The sequence below is a fragment of the Asticcacaulis sp. P2_B1 genome (assembly GCF_056404915.1).
In genome coordinates this window covers 122,664-141,738 of record NZ_JBFUDD010000006.1, presented here as the reverse complement: position 1 = coordinate 141,738, position 19,075 = coordinate 122,664, and the positions used below count along the sequence as shown (strand labels likewise).

The window sequence follows — 19,075 nt, the reverse complement described above, 5'->3', positions numbered from 1 at the left end:
TTCTTTACGCGTCGTCTTCGGCGAGGGTGCGGACCAGTTCCATTACCTTGCGGCGATGCTTGGCATTCTTGATGCGCGGGAAGGCTTCAGCGATTTCGATGCCCTCCGTCGTCATGAGGAAGCCGTGGACCGCCTGCTCGGACTGCGATTCGGTGAAACCTTCGACCGCTTCGTTCTGGCCGTAGCCCTCGAAGAAGTAGGCGACGGGCACTTTCAGCGTCCGGCCGATTTCGAACAGTTTCGACGCGCTGATCCGATTGGAACCGCGCTCATATTTTTGCACCTGCTGGAACGTCAGGCCGAGGGCATCGGCGAGATCGGTCTGGCTCAGGCCAAGGAATTTACGTCGCATACGGACGCGGCCGCCGACGTGCAGATCGACAGGATTGGATTTGTTGTCTTCGGTAGTCATGAATGCCTCAAATGGGGATTCGCACTGATACGCGCAATTCTTAACTTTGCGTAGCAACTTCTGCGACGCTTGATATCATAAACACTCGAAAGGGGCAAAAATATTGCAACTTTATTACGGATAGGGTGCTTTGGCGGAAAGTTTGAACATAATTGGCAGCCAAATCCATCGCTGGCTGTCGATATTCGCCGTCGCGGTGACGCTTTCGACGGGCGGGCGGATGATTTTTTGCTCGCGAGTCATCTTACCCCGCGTCAGCAGCGCATCTGTTCAGCCGTCCGCTGGATGGTACGACAGATGGCGAGGGACAGCCTAATTTCGCAGCGGCCCTCGCGACGTGGTATGGCGTTCTTCGTCCATCCGTCGGGACGCGGGAGGTTCTGCCTCCCGCATTTCGGGCCTGTTGTTCGTTGTGTCCGCCGGGGAGCGCCATTGCCATAGAAGATGCTAGTCAGATCGGGAAAGTGAGAATAATCAGCCCTGTTATGGAGCGCAAGACGCAGCGGCTGCATCCGAAAGCCGCTTTCGCCCGTAGTGTGAAAATCAGCCGGTTTTCGGCTGGCTTCAACTCGGGGTCTTGCCATGAAAAAGATAGCGCTCACTGTATCCTTGCTCGCCGTCACCGCTCTTGGCGCGACCGTATCCCTCGCCTCTGCCCAGACCTGGAGCGGACCCTATGTCTCCGGGGTAGCCGGGTGGGGCCATGCAACCGGTCACGGCGAAACGCTGGAGTTCGATACTGACCGAAACGGTACATATGGCGACACAGTCAATACCTTTACCGGCAGCAACGCTTTCCAGCCGGGCTTCTGCCGCGGCACCGCCCAAGGCACGGCACCGGCTGATGGTTGTCATAAGGCCGGCGGCGAAAGCGCGCTTGGCCTTCGTGTCGGCTATGACTGGCAAAGCGACGCCTTCGTCTATGGCATCGTCGCCGACGTCACCGGCATGAAGATGCGTGACAGTGTTTCCGGCTTCTCCACCGCACCCGACAACTATGTCTTTACCCGCAAGGCGGACGCTGTTACGGCCATCCGCGGCCGCATTGGTTATGCCTATGACAACTGGCTGATGTACGGCACGGCCGGCTTCGCCTGGGCCGACATCGACCGCACGTTTTCAACCACCAACGCCTTCAATAGTTTTACCGCCAGCAATGGCAAGGACGGCCGCGGTTATCAGGTCGGTATCGGGGTCGAAAAGGCCTTCAACGATCATTGGTCTGTCGGTTTGGAATATCTCCACACCTCGTTGCGCGACCGCGGCGTCTCAGTGCTGGCTGGCCCTAGCGCCAATACTTTTGCCTCCAACCCCTTCCTGATCGTCAACACCGCCGGCACCGACATTCGCCGAAGTGACGACGAGTTCAAGAACGACGCTGTGATGGTCACCGCAACCTATCGCTTCGGCGCCATGTAATTCCCGACCACGCCTGCCACAAATCACCGGACCACCAGGCCCGGTGATTTTTTTGCCTTTTGAGTCATCTTACCCTGCGTAAGCAGCGTATCTGTTCTGCCGTCCGGTGGACAGCATGATTGACGGACCAGGACAGCCTTGCCTCGCAGCGGCCCTCGCGACGTGGTGTGCAAGTCCTGGCCGTTGGTCGGGGTGCGGGAGGTTGTGCCTCCCGCATTTCAGGCCTTTTTACCACAGTACGCCAGGGAAGGGCTTTGTTGTCCATGCGCCCATCTAACTTCGACACTGACACATTGAATCTTTATCGCCTGCGGGCGGAAATGGATTCGTCATATTGGGAGAGCTGGAATGATCAGTGCCATCCTGGAAATCCAGTCCGTTCCGGTAGTGAGGGCGCGTGTGCCTGAGCCCGTCAATCTCAATTTCCTGCTCGAACGCGTCGCCAATGGCGATAAATTGGCCCTGAAATCGCTGTATGGCCTAATATCCGCGCGTCTGTTTGCCGTCCTCCTGCGTATGGTAAGGCGAAGGGAAGTTGCGGAAGATTTGCTGCAGGACGTCTTCGTCACGGTTTGGCGCAAGGCGCATCAGTTTGATGCTCGCCGCGGCAATGCCGAGACTTGGCTATTTTCGGTGACGCGGCGCAAGGCCATTGACCGCCTGCGGATCGCTAGGCGTGAAGTGTTGGGTTTAGCTGAGGACGTCGCCACGCTTGAGCCGCAATATGAGATTACATCTGGATTTGGCGATCCGGAGAGCTATATAACGGTGCGCAAGTGCCTTGACGCCCTGAAACCGGACGTCAACCGGGCGCTTCATCTTTGTTATACGTTTGGCCTTACCCATGAGGAACTGGCCGCCGAAATGCAGGTTCCGGTCGGAACTGCAAAAAGCTGGATCCGTCGTGGACTGGCGCAACTGAGAGACGCTTTAAACGGATATGAGCGAACCTGACGACTTCCTGGCGGCACGTTACGCCCTCGGCGTAGCCGACCTCAGCGAGCTCGTCGCGGCCGAAAAGCGCATGGCCAATGACGAGCACTTTGCAGCCCGCGTATCGCACTACGAAGATATCTTTTCCATCCTCGATCGCCACGTTTCACCGCAAGACCCGCCAGCCGGTCTTTGGGAGCGCATCGAACTCGCCATCGACGATGATGAAAAATCTCCCAATACCCGCAATGTTCGCACCAACGAACTGACTTGGGAACCGTTCCTGCCTGGCATCGAGCGCAAGGTTCTGTTCGTCGACAAGGCGGCCATGGTCAGCGGCATCCTTTACCGGGTTGCGGCCGGCGCCTCGGTTCCCAACCATGGTCACGCGCTCATCGAGGAGTGCCTGGTCCTCGAAGGCGAAATCGAGGTCGACGGCATGACTATTCGCGCCGGCGAACTCCATATGGCCCTGCCGGGCTCGCGCCATGGTCCTTTGAGCAGTCGCCCCGGTGCCCTGGTCTATATCCGAGGCGACCTGAACATTCAGCCGTAATTAATCCATGTGATCCGGGGCATAGCCGGGCGTCGGTACCATCATCAATCCGATTTCCAAAGCTGCGATGGCGATCAGCCAACTGCACGCCACCTTGATGGCGATCCCCCAGCCACGCTTGACAACCATCTGCCCGGGCACGACCAGCAACAGCAGCGGCAAACCCATCAGCACCATCACAGCCCCGCCCTGAACATGCGTCACCAGCCCAGCCCAGAAGCCGGCATTGAGCGCCAGACCGCGCGACAGCCACGGGTTCGGGGCCTTCGGTATATGCACGCTGGCGGCCGTCAGCAGGAGACTGACCCAACAACCGTTAAAGGCGATATCGTCCGACACCCCAGCCCACGGCAGCACCGCAATCGCTGTGGCCGCCACAACCATGACAACTGCCGATTGGCGCGCAATCCTGGGCTCGGCGTAGCTCAGGACCATGCCAACGGCCGCCGCCAGCAGGGCATCGGGAAGAATGGCCCCGCGCATCAGGCCGCTGCCTGGTACATGAAGAAGCAACCGGCCAGGACGATAGCAGCGCCCAGGCCCTTGACGACCAGCTTGCCCTTCGGATGCGCGTAGATCAGGCCGATAACGATGCCGCACACATGCAGCAGGCCGGTGCTGAGCACGAAGCCGGTGCTGTAACCGACCGGATCGGCGGCTGACGGCAGTTCCCGCCCGTGGGCATAACCGTGGAAGATGGCGAAGACGGCGACCAGGACACAGGCCAGCCATACCGGCGCCTTGTAACCGCAGGCAATCACCCCACCCAACCCCAAGACCGACAAGGCTATACCGATTTCGACCGGCGGCATCGGCACGTGCAACATACCCATAAGGGCGCCGACCACCATCATGGCCGGAAAGATGACCGGCAGGGCGACGATCAACGGCCGGCCGAGAATGGCGCCCCACAACCCGACCGACACCATGGCCAGCAGGTGATCCCACCCGGTGAGCGGGTGGAAAAAGCCGGAAACAAAACCGCCGGCAAGGCCCGTGCCGACATGGGCCTCCGCCGGGCAGGCCAAGGCCATCACGGTCATGGCCGTTGCTAAAAAGATTAGGGCCAAAGAAACTGGGGAATGCGGGAAATTTTGCCGGTCATGCGACCGAATGGCCGGCTCGTACGTATAGGTGAGAGGCGGGCGCGGACCGGTCGATGACATGCAGATGTCCTGTGCTGACGTTATGACACTGATACGCTTGAAGAGGGCGAAGCGATGACAACCACCAGCTTATTTCCACACATCGCGCGCAAGGCCGTCGGCCTTTTGGCGACGGCGGCCTTTACCTGCCTGCCGATCGCCGCCTCGGCGCACGATTTCTGGCTACAGCCCAACACCTTCCAACTGGCGCCCGGCGCCACGACGACCATGAGCATCCAGGTCGGCCACGGCGCCAACCGGCAAAAATCGCTGATCACCGCCGATCGCGTTACCCGCTTCGACAGCTTCAGCGTCGGCAGCCATCTCGATCGCCGGCCCGAGCTCAAACTGGGCGACGCCAATGTCGATACGACTCTGCATTTCCCCAAGACCGGCCTGCAACTCCTCGTCTTCGAAACCAACGGCACCTATAGTGAGCTGCCGGATATCCGTTTCAACGACTATATTACCTTCGAAGGCATGACGCCGGCGCTCGATCTGCGCCAGAAGACCAATACCACCACTGCTGATGGCAAGGAGGTTTATAGCCGACGCGCCAAGGCCCTGATCCAGGTCGGGCCGTACACCAAATCCGACGACGCCATCGCCACCCGACCGATTGGCATGTCCTTGGAGATTGTCCCCCTGGCCAATCCATACGCGCCGGAGTTCAAGGGTACCCTGCCGGTGCGCATCTATTATTACGGCAAACCCCTGGCCGGCGCGACGGTGATGATGAATAACCTGCAATTCGACGACCGTCCTACTCAGATCATCAAGTCGGACGCCCAAGGCAATGCGACCTTGAACATCCCTCGTATAGGGGAATGGCAGGCCAATGTCGTGTGGACCAAGCCGATCGCTGGCGATCCAAAGGCAGATTACGAGACCATGTTCTCCAGCCTGACCTTCGGCTACGCGCCGAATTCGCATTGATTTCAGGACGGCAAGTTTTCCTGCGGACAGATAGTAAAAAGGCCTGCATCCCGGATGATGCAGGCCTTTCGCTTTGGCTAAACCACAGTCTTAATGGACTTCCGAGGGTTTGGCGGTCGGATCGACCGGCACCACGTCGCCGGCGGCGACCGAGGCCGGCGCCGAGTTCGGGTCCTTCTTGAAATCGGCCGCGAAGGCCGTGCCGAACTTGGCGTTCGGATCGGCGGGGGGCGGCGGCGTGACGACGACGGTCGTGCCGCTACTGCCGCCGCCGCAGGCGGACAGGCCCAGGGCCAGTCCGGCTAAGGCGGCGAGGATGATCAGTTTCTTCATGGCGTGAATCCTTGTCTGAAATGGATCAATGACGGGCCGAGTAGGGCGCACCCGGCAGCGGATCGTTCAGGTAAGGGAACTTGTTCTGAACGTCGGTGGCCGAAACAGGTGCGCCGTCGGTGAACGGGACGTTACCGACCGACGCATCGGCCGGCGTGCACAGACCCAGGGCGGTAGGATGGCCATTGATCGGCACCGGATAACACAGGGCGCCCATCGCAACGCGCAAGGTGATGTCGACTGTGTCGTCGCCCGGACGGCGGCCGTTGGGATAACCAGCCAGATCGTCGCCGGCGACACCCAGATTGGCCTGGCTGGCGCGCGGCGTCACGGCCACGGCGGTGTTGAGCCGGAGCTCTTCCGACGGCGTCACAGTCTTTTGCTGGTTCAGCGTAGCGATACCAGTCAGGAAGGTCGCCACCAGATCGTTCCGCGGGAAGTTGGTCGGTGCCAGGTCGGCGATATTGGCATGCAAGGTGGCGTTGACCGGCGCACGGAACAGCAGGTTGGCGATCGCCGGGAAGGTCGGGTTAGTGACATAGGCGCCGAACTGGCCGTCGCCGGAAGGCTCCGACGCATTCCACTTGTCCTTGTCGGGCATACCGATGACCAGTTCGTTGACCAGGGGCATGCCGAGACGCGACACCTGCGTATAGGCGCCGCCCGAGACGGTAGGCGCCTTGTAACTCGGGTTCGGATCGACGAGGCGGGCCTGCGGCAAACTGGCTGTCGTCCAGCCGCCGATGACGCCGTTACCGTCGCCCGTCAGGCACGAGATCGGCACTTCCAGCGCCAGGGTCGTGACATTCTTCTTGCCCATGACCTCGTCATTGGCATGGCTTTGGGTGACGCCGCCGGGGAAGCCGCCGCCGTCATGGGCGCCGGGCGCGCTGTCGCCTTCGATCGGCACGAAATTGACCAGGTCGAAGACGGCGCCGAGATTGACGGCGAAAGCGTCGGCGCGTTGGCCGACGAAGACCTTGCCGGCCGTTGCACAGCCAGGAATATTGACGTTATAGATGAATTTGTTGGCATAGGCGGCGTAATCGGGGATCGTCTTGTTGCCGACATTGTCCAACGGTTTGGCGAAGCTCATACCGCCGCCGTTGGCGTCGGTCACGGCCGCACGGGTTCCGGTATGGCGGTCGCCGGTGATCAGGGTCAGGGTATAGGACTCGGTTTCGCCGAGGCTCGGATCGGTCGGTGCGGCACTGATCTGGCCCGCTGCGCGCACGGCGATGGCGTTGGTCGTGCCGCCGATGTTCAGCGTAATGCCCTTGTCATTGACCAGGGTGTTGGTGAACTTGAACTGGAATGTCAGGTGGTCCTTGGCGTCGCCGACATTGTCGACGTGGATTTCATAGACCGCATCCGGGTCCATGGTGAAATAGTTCGGCCCGCCGCCGGGATCCTGCAGGCCCTGATAATTGGCCAGGAAGGTGACATAGCCGTCGCGGCCCGGCTCATAGCTGCGGAACATATAAAAGTCGGTACCGTCGACCTTCGGCGATTTCGTGATGCCGGGGGCCTCACGGTGGCTCGAGGCGAAACTGGGTGAAATACCGGCCAATAGGCCTATGGCGCTTACTGTGGTCAGGATGGCCAAGCCACCGCGTTGCAGAATTCTCACGAAAACCCTCCTGATCGCGAACGATCGTTAATTGTATCTGTTCGGCCCTTGGTTGGATTACGGGGCGGCCGGAATTTCGGATGCGAGGGTGAGGAAATAATTGTCGTCGGTAACGGAGGGCGCCGCCAGCAAATCGCCCCAGGTCCATTCGCCGGAGCCGACGGCCAGTACGACCGTGGTCTGGCGTTCGGGAACCAGGAACAGGACTGGACCGCGGTTGGCCTGGGTCAAACAGTCGGCCCGGGCGCCGGTGATTGCCTTGACCAGCAAGGCGCGCAGCAAGGCCTTGCCGCCGGCTGTCGAGTCTCCCGGCCATTGCCCGTCCCACAAGTTGACGGCGTTGGCGACCGAACGTTGATCGGCCGGAAGCTCGTTCAAGCCCTGACGCACGGCCGGACTTTGCGCAAAGCCGGTGGCGAGCATGGCGGTCAGATTGCAAGGCGTATTCGGTTCCCCCGCCGCCGCCGCGGCCGGTTGGAACTGTTCCAGAGCGAGAGCGTCGCTGTCCGATAAATGCAAGGTGTCGTCGTCGCCCGGATCGTCCGCGTCGGGTTGGGCGGCGGCGACCCATTCCGGCTCAGGCGGCCTCAAACCGTCCGGCGCCGGATTGTCTTGATGGACTTCGACGGTCTTCGGCTTGGCCGCCTTGGGCCGCGATCGTCGCGCAGGCGGTGACGGATGTTGTGCCGGCATGGCGGAAACCAGGCTCGCCATCACCACCTGGCCTTCGATACCGACCGGGGTACGATCGCTTCGGAATTGGAGCGCCATGGCCATAAAGACGAAGACGTGCGCCACGACGACGGCGCAAACGATTCCCGCGCGCTCGACCGAACGCCGGTTCACCATCCTGCGGAGCTTGTCCAGCCACCTCATGCCTGCCACCGGTTGCGACGCCGAAACCCGGACGTCACAGCCCTTACGTCGGCCGGCCGCCTCTGGATGCACGCTCACGTCAATTTCAATCGGTTCATCTCGCCGGTTTAAAAACCCCGACGCCGGTGCTAGGCTGAGGCTCCCGCAGAGGACATCATGGCCGACAGCAATAATCTCGACGAAACCGTCCTGTGGCGTCGCCATATCCATGCCCGGCCGGAACTCGGGTATGAAGAGATTCTGACCTCTGCCTTCGTGGCCGACAAGCTGCGCAGCTTCGGTATCGAAACCCACGACGGCTGGGCCAAAACCGGCCTGGTCGGCGTCTTACACGGCCGTCATGGTCCCGGACGCGTCATCGGTCTGCGCGCCGACATGGACGCCCTGCCGATGCAGGAAATGAACCGCTTCGGCCACGCCTCGACCTTTGCCGGCCGCATGCACGCCTGCGGTCACGACGGCCATACCGCCATGCTGCTGGGCGCCGCCCGCGACCTGGCGCGCGATCCCGAGTTTAGGGGTACGGTCTGCTTCATCTTTCAGCCGGCCGAAGAGGCGCTTGGCGGCGGCCAGGTCATGGTCGACGAAGGCCTGTTCGACCGTTTCAATATCGAAGAGGTTTACGGCCTGCACAATTGGCCGCAACTGCCGGCCGGCACGATCGGCGTCCGTGAGGGGCCGGTCATGGCGTCCTGCGATTTCTTCTCCATGCGTGTAAAAGGCAAGGGTGGGCATGCCGCCATGCCGCACCTGGTCGTCGATCCGGTCGTGGCGGCGGCGCACCTTGCCGTGGCCCTGCAAACCGTCGTCAGCCGCAATGCACCGCCGCACGAGGCCCTGGTGGTTTCGGTGACGCAGATCCATGGCGGCAGCGCCGACAATGTCATTGCGGAATCCGCGGAGCTGCGGGGTACGGTGCGGTCTTTCCGGCCCGAAATCCGCGATATGGCGCAACGAAGGATGGGTGAGATCGCGGCCGGCGTCGGTGCGGCCCTGGGAGTCACGGTCGATTATGACTACCGGCGCTGCTTTCCGGCGACGGTGAACGCAGCGGACCAGACGGCCCATGCCGCCGCGGCCGCGGCAAAAGTCGTCGGCGAGGCTAATGTCCGCCGCCATGAGCCGCCCTCCATGACCGCGGAAGACTTCGCCTTCATGCTCGAAGCCCGTCCCGGCTGTTACGTCTGGCTGGGACAGGGCCACGGCCCCGATACCTGCATGTTGCACAGCCCGACCTACGACTTCAGCGATGCCGTCCTGCCGACCGGAATCGCCTATTGGAAGGCCGTTGTCGCCGAACGGCTGGGCGTTTAACGTCGGGCATGGTTGCACGAAAGCTCGACGAAGAAGCGGCTTTTCATCCCTGACCTGCGGGTTTAACAGGCCACCAAGCCTTGCCCGCCTTGGCGAAATGGAATTCAGCCTTCGGAGCGATGCCCCGGGGGCTTTTACATGCCATCAGCTTTTAATGGCCGAACTGGCTCATCATGGTCGAACAGACCAAACGCACCAGGTCGGATTGCCGCGGGCAGCCGGTTTTCGCCAGCACCTGTTTGAGCTGAAACCGTACCGTGCCCTCGGCCAGGCCCTGGGCCAGGGCGTAGGTATTGACCGCGCCGCCTTCGACGATCGCCTTGGCCAGCCGCGCCTCGGCCGGCGACAGGCGGAAAAGTTTTTCCAGCAGCCGGGCCGGGATATCGAAGGCGGCGCCGGTTTGCGTCAGGAAGAGCGCCACTTGGTCCTCACCGTCGTCCTCGGTTTTGGGCAACGGCATGACCATGACATGCATGGGGTTGAAACCGTGGTCGTCGACGACAAGGCAGCGCTGATCGAGGGTCTCGTCCTCCCCTTGCAAGCAGGTCCGGCGGATCAGGGCGTGCAGGGCCGCCGTGCGGTCGTGACGCTTGCAACTGACGCGCCCGGCAATGACCTTCAGGCTGTCCGAGGATTTCAGCACCTGCTGCGCCGCCTGGTTAGACCATATCAGCCGCGCCTGGGGGTCGCAGATAATCAGGGCCGGTCGCGCCCGGTCGAGGACCTGCTGCATCGCCGCGGACTGACGGACGGTCCGGTTGAGCTTGTCCGACAGAACGATGGCCTGCGACAGGTGGGGCACGAGATCCATGAGGAAGGCGCGGTCCCGCGATGAATAGCCGGTCTTTTCGCCGGGGTGGCGATGCAGGATCAGGCTGAACCCTTCGGTCGGCGCTATGTCCATGCCGGCGAAAATGCCCTTGCCCAGACCGACATCGCCGAGATCGTCCTGAAACCGCCGGCGAACATGGGCCGGCATGGGCAGGTCCTCATCGCAGGCGATACCGACCTGTCCGATGGCCAGGGGCGGCAGGTCGTATTCGGCCTGGAGGCGCGGATTCATGACGTCGTTGACGACGGGCGCATGTTGGGCGGCATATTCTTCGGAATAGGAATCGAAGGCCAGCCATGTCGTTTGCAGGGTCGGCCCGCCGGTGCGCAGGCGCTGGACCACGGCGCTGCGGACATTGATGCCGGCACAAACCTGGTCGAGGAAAGTGCGCCAGCTATCGGGCCGATGCACGGTTTCATACAGCGTCAGTAGCAGATCGTGATGTGAGGCCAGCATGAGCCTGAGCATGTCTCCGGTCATTGAATAGTGCTCAGGGTACTCCGCAACGGATTATTGTCCACCGCCATCGCCGTGCGACCGCCATGAACGCGTATAACTATGATATAAATGTTACATGATATACCTAATTTTGCGCGGCATGGCCTGTGTCGTCCTCGCCTAGCCAAGCTGTAATTCATTGTAAGATAAGCCATTTATCGAAGTGTCGCCCTGGCGCCAACAGGCCCGGTGCGCACGGCATATACCAAACGGGATATGCCGGCCGGGTATGGCGCCGGTAGCGTGGTCCGGTCAGTCACCGTTCCAGGATCTTCCCTTCATGATTTCGCCTAAATCCGCCCGCTTCGCGACCGCCCTCGTCTTAAGCCTGTACGGCCTGTCCGGTGCGGCGCACGCCCAAGACGGCAAGCAAGACGGCAAGCAGGACAGGACGGCCTATCCCGGCGGCACCGGCACCGTGACGGCCGCCGCCGCGGCGCCGGTCAATACCAGCACGGTCCCCGTCGCCATCCAGCAACTGCGCCGCCACATGCTGGATAGCGATGTCTCGACCCTGACCTTCCATAATATGGATGAGCTCTTCACCACACGTACCGTGGGCCGCTCCGGCCCCGTGTGGGATTTGCCGTCGGCGACGGTGCCGCTCAAGGTCAGCTACAGTTTCGCGGGTCAAACCTACAGCCAGGACGACTTCCTCGAGCGTACCTTCACCAATGCCTTGCTGATCATCAAGAACGGCCGGATCGTCAGCGAAATCTATCGCAACAATACCGGCCCCGATACCCATTTCATGTCCTGGTCGATGGCCAAGTCGATCACCTCCATCCTGGTCGGCAAGGCTTTGGAAGAGGGTCGCATCAAGTCGCTCGACGACAAGATCGTCACCTACCTGCCTGAACTGAAAGACAGCGGCTATAAGGACGCCACCGTGCGCCAGGTATTGGAAATGCGTTCCGGCGTCGACTACGAAGAACGCTACGACTTCACCAACCCCAGCACCGCGGCGCGTAACCATGAAACCAGCCTGGTGGAAAACGTCACGCGTTTCGCCGACGCGGCGCGGACGATCAAGTCCAAGGCAGCGCCCGGCACCCTGTTCGAATACAAGACGCTGGACACCGCGGTCCTCGGCTGGCTGGTCGAACGTGTCGCCGGCATGAATGCCTCAGCCTATCTGGCCAGCCGGGTGTGGGAGCCGCTGGGGGCACAGTCCAACGGGTTCTACATCCTGGACGGCGAGCCCGGCACCGGCCGCGAATTTACCGGCGCCGGCTACAACGCCACCTTGCGCGACTACGGCCGGCTGGGCCTGATGATGCTGAACGGCGGCGTCGCCAACGGCAAGCGCATCCTGTCGGAAAGCTGGGTTGCGGAATCGACCCGGCCGGCGACGCCCGAAACCGCGGCGGGCGGTTATGGCTATCAGTGGTGGACGGTCGCGAATTCCAACGCCTATTACGCCGTCGGCCTGCAAGGGCAATTCATCTATGTCGATCCGGACAGTAAGACCGTGGTCGTCAAGCTCAGCTATTTCCCACCGGACAACGACAAGGCCTATGGCGAGGCGCTCAGCTTCATGGCGGCGGCCGCGGCCTGGCCCGCACAATAAGCACATAAAAAAACATCGCTTCAGGGAAAAAGGAATAATCACATGACACACACACCTACCAGGACATGGTGCCTCGGTTGCGCTTCGGCCCTTGCGGTCCTGGCCGCCGGCACGGCGACGGGCGCCTTTGCGCAGACCGAAGCCGCCCCCCCAACCACTCCAAACACGGCCACGACACCCGACGACGATCAGGCTATCGTCGTCGTCATCTCGCAGAAACGCCGGGAAAACCTGCAAAAGGTCGCCGTCTCCGCCGTCGTGCTGAACAGCGGCGCGTTGGCCGGCAAGGGCGTATCGCGCGCCAGTGACCTGCAATATGCCGTGCCCTCCCTGTCTTTCACCGACTCGGGTTTTACCCAGAACGTCAATATCCGCGGCGTCGGCCTGTCGGCCAATACGCCCAATGTCGTCAACGGCGTCGCCACCTATGTTGACGGCGTCTTCCAGCCGCCGATCGTTTCGACCAACAGCTTTTACGACATCGGTTCGGTCGAGGTTTTCCGCGGACCTCAGGGCACCTTCGTCGGTTCCAACTCGACCGGCGGCGCCGTCTTCATCAACAGCCAGAGCCCGAAGCTGGGCGCCCATGAAGGCTATCTCGAAGCCTCGCTCGGCAATTATGATTTCAAGGGGTTCGAAGGCGCCGTCAACCTGCCCTTGAGCGATACACTGGCCGTCCGTCTGGCCGTCGATTCCAAACAGCACGACGCCTATTTCGAAGACCTCGGGCCCAACCATAACCAACCCGGCCGGCTGGACGAGGTCGGCGGTCGTCTCGGTATATTGTGGAAGCCGACCGAGGCCTTCCAGGCCCTGTTCAAGGTCGAAACCGACCGCTTGCAGAACGGCGGCTTTGCCTTCGCCCCGATCGTCGCGCAGCCCTACGGGCCCTATCGCTCACCCAACCGCACGGTCGATTTCGACGAAATCGTCTTCAATAATCAAAGGGCGGCCCAGGACACGCTCGAGCTCAAATACCAGTTTGGCAACGGCATCACCGTGCGCTCGATGTCGGGTTATCAAGACAAGGCTTTCAACACCCAGGACGATTACGACGCCACCAATGCGGCGCGCTACACCACGGTATTGCCGAGGGCCATGGAGAACAACTATGCCCGCGAACAGATCTGGACGCAGGAATTCAACCTGATTTCGCCGACCACCGGCCGCTTCAGCTGGATTCTCGGCACCTATTACCAGCGCAACAAGGTCTACAGCCAGTATCTGTTCCTGTCCGACGGTTTCCCGACGGCTGTCGACAGCCTGACGCGCAAGGAAACGACCGGTGTCTTCGCCCAGGGCACCTACAAGATCACGCCCACCCTGGCGCTCGATGTCGGGGTGAGAAACTCGACCTATAAGGTGACGGGCACGGGCGACGTGATTATCGGCGCCGGTATCCCGGGCTTCCCGCCCGACGGCATCGCGGTTGCCAGCGTCGCCGGCAAGGAGAAAGACTCGAAACCGACGGGCAAGATATCGCTGAACTGGACGCCGGACGACAACAACCTGGTCTATGGTTTCGTGGCGCGCGGCTACAAGTCGGGCGGCTATGCCTCGGTCGTCGACAAGTTTCGCCCCGAAACCGTGACCGATTACGAACTTGGCTGGAAATCGGCCTTCGCCGGCGGCCGGGTGCGCACGCAGCTGGGCGTCTTCCATTACGATTACAAGGATTTCCAGTACAATCTCGTCAATGCCATCACCGGCGTGGCGACACCCGGCAATATCGCCGACGCCACCATCAAGGGACTGGAAGCCAGCGCCCAGGGACGGTTCGGCGACTTCCACATCGATGGCGGTCTCTCGGTCGTCAGCTCGAAAATGGGCAGCGTCACCTTTATCGACCTGCGCGCCTTCGCTCGCGACCACCCCGGCGCCTCGACCCTGCCGCAATGCCCGGCCGGCGTGCCGGACGTGCCCAACTTCTGCTACAACTACGGTTCGGTGACCCACACGGTGTCGGGCAAGCCCAACCTCTATTCGCCGGAACTGTCGTACAATCTCGGCGCCGAATACGTCTTCCATATCGCTGACGCCACCCTGACGCCGCGCCTCAACTATGCCTATGTCGGCAAGCAGTGGACCTATATCGCCTATGATCCGGCAACCGACCTGATCGATGGTTACGGCCTGTGGAATGCGCTCGTCACCTATAAACGCGACACCTACAGCATCGAGCTCTACGCCACCAACCTGACTGACCAAAATTATACGTCGGGCCAATATGTCGACAATGAATTCTACGGCACACCGCGCCAGGTTGGTGTCCGCCTGCGCCTGTCCTATTGACGCGGAGAGAAACCATGACGACTCAAAACACAATGGGACGCCGGCAATGTCTCGGCCTGGGCCTCATCGCCCTGGCCGGGAGTGCCCTGCCCAAAATGGCCTGCGCGGCAGAGATGACATCTTTCGACACGCCAGGCCTGGAACTGGTGATGAACCTCGTCGTCACCTGCACCGATCCGCAAGCCGTCGGCGGTGACGCCGCCAGCAAGGACGGCAAACGCACCGAGATCTGGCCGATCGTCGGCGGCCGCTTCGAAGGCAAGGGCATCCGCGGCGAAGTCATTCCCGGTGGCGGCGATTTCCCGGTCACGCGGCCGGACGGTGTTGAGGTCATCGACGCCCTCTATCGCCTGAAAACCGACGACGGCGTGCAGATCATCATCCACAATAAAGGGCTCTACTATCCCGCAACGGCCGGCGCACCGCAAAGGTTCCGCCTGGTGCCCGACTTCACGGCGCCGGTCGGCAAGTACGACTGGCTGAATCGGGCCATCTTCCTGTCGACCCTGGTCGAGGTGCCCGAGACTATGAAGCTGGCTGGACCGGGGCAAAACGACCGCCTGATCCAGGTTTACCGCGTCAACTGACAAGTATTATAATACCATATACAGCCGGCCCGTATTCGATTCGGAGTGTCGGTTTTGGGTGAATAGCGCCAAAACTACTCCGAATCTCGCTGCGCCAGCCATTTCGGAGGCCTGCTCTCAGCAGGTTTTTATTGACCTGCCAGCGGATCAGGGCGGCACGGCTGCTTCAGGATCGTGCCGCAGGCGGGCAGGCCGGCCGGCACCGCAATGCCCTGCAATTCCCCCAACACCAACCGTGACGGATGCGCCGCGTCGTGCCACACCCGGTTGGTCGACGGTGCCGAAACCGGCGTGAAGCCATACCCCCCCCAACGGCTGGGGGTATCGATCCAGATGCGGATACGCGACCCTGTGCGGAAGACGTGGGCGAACTTGTTGAGCTCGACGCGCCCCAGAACCGGGACGCCGGGCGTCAGGGCGATCATGGTCGCCGGCCGATCCAAAGGCGCCGGCCGCACCATCGTCGCCTGCCCGTCGTCCTGGGCGCGATCCGACATCCTCAGCCAACCGCGCTGGACGAACATTTCCTGACCGTCGGGACGCACCTCGGTCAGGGTCACCTGCACATCGGTGTCCGACGTCGTGGCCGAAATCCACAGGTCGGCGCTGCCCGAGCCATAGGCGACCAGGTCGCGGTCCATCGGGTCGCTGGTATAGACCGCCGTGCCGGCGCGCCAGTCCGGATCCAGCGCCGACCAGCCGTCTTCGCCCGTATCGGCCTCGTCCGTATCGACGGCGACGCCGGGCCGGGGATAGGCGTATTTATCCGGATCGCCGCCGCCCGCCGTGTCGCCCAGGCGACCGCCCGTATCTAGATTGAGCACATAGGGTGTCACCGCCACCGGATAGATCGGCCGGGTGATGACAAAGCTGGGTTTGGCGTCGATATTCAGCTTACCCGGCGTCGCCGAACTGGTCGTCTGCATCCACACCTGAACATGCGGCCTGTGCTCGAAACCGTTGTCCTCGCCCTTGACGAAATGGTCGTAGAAGGCCAGCAGGGTCTGCTGGAACACGGCCGAATCATAGAGGTCGTGCCCGCCATTGGTCTGCACCAGCCACAACTTCACCGGGTCCAGCGTATCCTGGTAATAGCCGCCGCGCGAGGTCACCGCCTCGTCCTGGAAGGCTTCCATCGACAGCACCGGCACGGTGATATTGTGCGTTCGCGCCGCCAGCCGGCGTTGCTCGATCGTCTCGTCGCGCAGCGGATGTTGCAGCAAAAAGGTCGGCAGGGCGTGCGGTTCGGCGCTCGCCATATTGGCCTGAACCTCGGCGATGCAGGCCTGGTCGCCTTCGGCCACGGCGCTGTCGCGCGCCGCCTCCCAACGACTGTGGAGATATTGCCACCAGTTGGCGACGAACAGCGGCGCCGGCACGCCGCCGGGTGCCCAGCTGTCCAGCCGCGGATCGCCCAGCACCATGCCCGGCGCGATCGCCTTCAGGTGCGGCGGCCGCTCCGACGCAGTGGCCAGTTGCGACATGCCGGCCCACGACCAGTTGCCCATGGCGACGGCGCCATTCGACCACGGCTGGGCGGCGATAAATTCGATGGCGTCGCGGCCGTCGCGGCCGTAATCCGGCCCGAGGAAATCGAAAACGCCTTCGGAACAGGCCGTGCCGCGGGCATTGACTCCGACCACGGCATAGCCATGGTCGATCAGCAGGCGGTCCAGGGTCGTCGACATCGATTGGTCGTTCTGCCGGTAGGACTTGCCGCCGATACTGCCGGGATCGTAGCCGCTGTAGTTGACGATGACGGGGAAGGGGCCCTTGCCCTGCGGCAAGAGGGCGCTGTAGCGCAGCCTTACGCCGTCGTGTGTCGTCACATAGCCTGTCAGCCGTTTGGCCCAGAAGGGCGCCATGACCGGCGTATCCGGCGCCACGCGAAACAGATCGCTGGTCTGGGCGTCGAATGAGGTATCCTGGCCGCAAACCGCGGATGCCGTCATCACGGCCAGGCAGGCGGCGCCGAACGCCAGGTTTTTCAAGGTCATGCAGAGTGTCTCGCGCGGAGGCTATCACCGGGCGAAACTGCGCCGGCGGATGCACATTTGCCCGTCACTGACGCGTCCTGCATATCCCAAACGGGATATGGACCTACACTTGGATTTCCGCGGCGACTCCGTTGGCGGAATTTGCCAAATGGTTACTTTCTCTCGGAAAAATCGGCGCCTTCCAGCACTTCGCCCGACGCCTCCTCGGCATCCTTGGCGATGGCGTTTTCGCGCTGGCGCAGAGGCGGTTCCGCCATCGACCACAGCAGGACGAAGGCAAGCGCCATGGCGACCGACGCACCGATAAACACCGGGCGGTAGATGCGGCCGGGATCGTCGACATGGGCCAGGGCCTCGGGCGTCAGAGCGCCGTTGAAACTATTGCCCAGCAGTGCATAAAGCTCACCGAACAGTATGGCGCCGAAGACGGCCACCAGCATGGCGCCGCCCAATGAGCGGAAGAAGTTCATCACCCCCGTCGCCGTGCCCATCTGGTGGCGTTCGACGACGCTTTGCACGACCACCGTCGAGACCGGGAAGGTCGAGCCGACAGCGGCATTGGCGACGACTAGGCAACCGATATAGCTCCACCATTGCAGCCGGTCGGAGATCAGGGCGAGCAGACCGTACATCACCGCACCCAGGGCCAGGCCGACCATGGGCAAAAGCTTGTAACCGCGGCCGGTCTTGCTGCGGCCCATCATCTGGCCGGAGAGGATCGATCCAGCCACTACGCCCAGGCTGAGCGGGGTCATGGCGAGACCGGCCTGGGTGGCGCTGAAATGGTAGATCAGCTGAATATATAACGGATTGTACGCGCCGACCGACATCAGCGATCCCATGGCCAGGGTCGCGACCGCGATGGCGCGCACGATGGTGCCGTTTTTCAGGATGCCCGTCGGAATCAGCGGTTCTTCCGCCAGGCGCAGGCGCAGGCCGAACAGCAGCCAGAAGACCACCGACACGACATAGGCCGCCCATAAGGGCACGCCCATAATGGCGGCGCCGCGCGTATTGATGGCCAGCATCAGGGTCACCGCCGCCACGGTCATCAAGAGGGCGCCGATCCAGTCGATCTTGTGCGCGCGTTCATAACGCGGCAGCTTGGTCAGGCCCTTATAGACGATCCATAGCGCCACGGCGCCGACCGGCAAATTGACCCAGAAGATCGACGGCCAGCCCAGTTTTTCCGCCATCAGTCCGCCGAGAATCGGTCCGCCCAGGCTGGATGAGGTAAAGACGGCGGCGAACAGACCCTGGACACGGCCGCGCTCCTGGGGCGTGACGATGTCGGAAATCACCGTCTGGACCAGGGACATCAGTCCGCCGCCGCCCAGGCCCTGAACCGCCCGCGCCGCGATCAACATGAACATGTTGGGCGACAGACTGCACAACAGCGAGCCCAGGAGAAAGACGCCGATGGCCATCAGCAGGGTCGTGCGCCGGCCGATAATGTCGGCCAGCTTGCCATATAACGGCGTCACGACCGTCGACGACAGCAGATAGGCCGTCACCATCCACGGCAGGTGTTCGACGTCGCCCAACTCGCGTCCGATGGTCGGCATGGCCGTCGAGACGATGGTCTGATCCAGCGCCGCCAGCAGCATGACGACCATGAGCCCCAGGATCACCGCACGGATTTCCTTGCTATCCATGGGCACCGGTTGGGTGGGTGCGGCGTGCGTCTCACTCATGGTCGGATCTCCGTTTGTTATAACTTTACCCCCCGGCCATCGTCGAGGGCA

17 protein-coding genes are annotated in these 19,075 nt (G+C 62.1%); 8 read left to right on the top strand and 9 right to left on the bottom strand.

The features are described 5' to 3' along the window. Positions 1-4: 4 nt before the first annotated feature. Positions 5-412: a helix-turn-helix domain-containing protein gene (locus AC1DX3_RS15045; protein WP_476990131.1), complete on the bottom strand. Its 408-nt coding sequence runs from the start codon at positions 410-412 to the stop codon at positions 5-7. Between the two features lie 582 nt (positions 413-994). On the opposite strand from AC1DX3_RS15045, the gene AC1DX3_RS15040 reads away from it, so the two are divergent. The 3 genes from AC1DX3_RS15040 (at position 995) to AC1DX3_RS15030 (ending at position 3,320) form a co-directional block, all read left to right on the top strand. After that, positions 995-1,831, top strand: coding sequence for an outer membrane protein (locus tag AC1DX3_RS15040; RefSeq protein WP_476990130.1), 837 nt, complete (start codon positions 995-997; stop codon positions 1,829-1,831). A 348-nt stretch (positions 1,832-2,179) separates the two neighbouring features. Further along, positions 2,180-2,785 (top strand): sigma-70 family RNA polymerase sigma factor, encoded by a 606-nt coding sequence (locus tag AC1DX3_RS15035; RefSeq protein ID WP_476990129.1) that lies wholly within the window; start codon positions 2,180-2,182, stop codon positions 2,783-2,785. Continuing rightward, a complete protein-coding gene (locus AC1DX3_RS15030; RefSeq protein ID WP_476990128.1) occupies positions 2,772-3,320 on the top strand; it encodes a cupin domain-containing protein in 549 nt (182 codons plus the stop codon). Before AC1DX3_RS15035 ends, AC1DX3_RS15030 begins: the two co-directional genes overlap by 14 nt. Here the strand turns inward: AC1DX3_RS15030 and AC1DX3_RS15025 are convergent, their stop codons facing one another. Next, entirely contained in the window at positions 3,321-3,803 is a 483-nt protein-coding gene (locus AC1DX3_RS15025; protein WP_476990127.1) for a hypothetical protein, read from the bottom strand. Next, positions 3,803-4,363 carry a HupE/UreJ family protein gene (locus tag AC1DX3_RS15020; RefSeq protein WP_476990126.1) on the bottom strand — a complete coding sequence of 187 codons (561 nt, stop codon included), beginning with the start codon at positions 4,361-4,363 and terminating at the stop codon, positions 3,803-3,805. The genes AC1DX3_RS15025 and AC1DX3_RS15020 overlap by 1 nt, the downstream gene beginning before the upstream one ends. 177 nt (positions 4,364-4,540) lie before the next feature. Here AC1DX3_RS15020 and AC1DX3_RS15015 point away from each other — a divergent pair, with 177 nt between their 5' ends. Continuing rightward, on the top strand, positions 4,541-5,401 hold the full coding sequence (locus tag AC1DX3_RS15015) for a DUF4198 domain-containing protein (RefSeq protein ID WP_476990125.1): 861 nt from the start codon (positions 4,541-4,543) through the stop codon (positions 5,399-5,401). A gap of 90 nt (positions 5,402-5,491) precedes the next feature. Here AC1DX3_RS15015 and AC1DX3_RS15010 read toward each other — a convergent pair whose 3' ends face one another. Genes AC1DX3_RS15010 through AC1DX3_RS15000 form a run of 3 tightly spaced genes read right to left on the bottom strand, consistent with a single transcriptional unit; the run spans position 5,492 to position 8,240 of the window. Continuing rightward, the gene (locus AC1DX3_RS15010; protein ID WP_476990124.1) at positions 5,492-5,734 is read right to left on the bottom strand and encodes a hypothetical protein; all 243 of its coding nucleotides are present in this window, start codon (positions 5,732-5,734) and stop codon (positions 5,492-5,494) included. A gap of 25 nt (positions 5,735-5,759) precedes the next feature. Next, on the bottom strand, positions 5,760-7,364 hold the full coding sequence (locus AC1DX3_RS15005; protein ID WP_476990123.1) for a DUF4331 domain-containing protein: 1,605 nt from the start codon (positions 7,362-7,364) through the stop codon (positions 5,760-5,762). A gap of 57 nt (positions 7,365-7,421) precedes the next feature. Beyond that, positions 7,422-8,240: a hypothetical protein gene (locus AC1DX3_RS15000; RefSeq protein ID WP_476990122.1), complete on the bottom strand. Its 819-nt coding sequence runs from the start codon at positions 8,238-8,240 to the stop codon at positions 7,422-7,424. A gap of 156 nt (positions 8,241-8,396) precedes the next feature. On the opposite strand from AC1DX3_RS15000, the gene AC1DX3_RS14995 reads away from it, so the two are divergent. After that, a complete protein-coding gene (locus tag AC1DX3_RS14995; RefSeq protein ID WP_476990121.1) occupies positions 8,397-9,554 on the top strand; it encodes a M20 aminoacylase family protein in 1,158 nt (385 codons plus the stop codon). Positions 9,555-9,705: 151 nt separating this feature from the next. On the opposite strand, the gene AC1DX3_RS14990 is transcribed toward AC1DX3_RS14995, so the two are convergent. Then, complete coding sequence (locus AC1DX3_RS14990; RefSeq protein ID WP_476990120.1) at positions 9,706-10,842, bottom strand: helix-turn-helix transcriptional regulator; 1,137 nt, start codon at positions 10,840-10,842, stop codon at positions 9,706-9,708. Between the two features lie 322 nt (positions 10,843-11,164). Here AC1DX3_RS14990 and AC1DX3_RS14985 point away from each other — a divergent pair, with 322 nt between their 5' ends. The 3 genes from AC1DX3_RS14985 to AC1DX3_RS14975 are packed head-to-tail and all read left to right on the top strand — an operon-like array spanning position 11,165 to position 15,333. Next, the gene (locus AC1DX3_RS14985; protein ID WP_476990119.1) at positions 11,165-12,454 is read left to right on the top strand and encodes a serine hydrolase domain-containing protein; all 1,290 of its coding nucleotides are present in this window, start codon (positions 11,165-11,167) and stop codon (positions 12,452-12,454) included. Between the two features lie 42 nt (positions 12,455-12,496). Continuing rightward, positions 12,497-14,746, top strand: coding sequence for a TonB-dependent receptor (locus tag AC1DX3_RS14980; RefSeq protein ID WP_476990118.1), 2,250 nt, complete (start codon positions 12,497-12,499; stop codon positions 14,744-14,746). Positions 14,747-14,760: 14 nt separating this feature from the next. Next, a complete protein-coding gene (locus tag AC1DX3_RS14975) occupies positions 14,761-15,333 on the top strand; it encodes a DUF3237 family protein (RefSeq protein WP_476990117.1) in 573 nt (190 codons plus the stop codon). A gap of 128 nt (positions 15,334-15,461) precedes the next feature. Here the strand turns inward: AC1DX3_RS14975 and AC1DX3_RS14970 are convergent, their stop codons facing one another. Beyond that, complete coding sequence (locus AC1DX3_RS14970) at positions 15,462-17,330, bottom strand: CocE/NonD family hydrolase (RefSeq protein ID WP_476990116.1); 1,869 nt, start codon at positions 17,328-17,330, stop codon at positions 15,462-15,464. A gap of 152 nt (positions 17,331-17,482) precedes the next feature. Beyond that, positions 17,483-19,024, bottom strand: a complete 1,542-nt coding sequence (locus tag AC1DX3_RS14965) for an MDR family MFS transporter (RefSeq protein WP_476990115.1) — start codon at positions 19,022-19,024, stop codon at positions 17,483-17,485. Between the last annotated feature and the right edge of the window lie 51 nt (positions 19,025-19,075).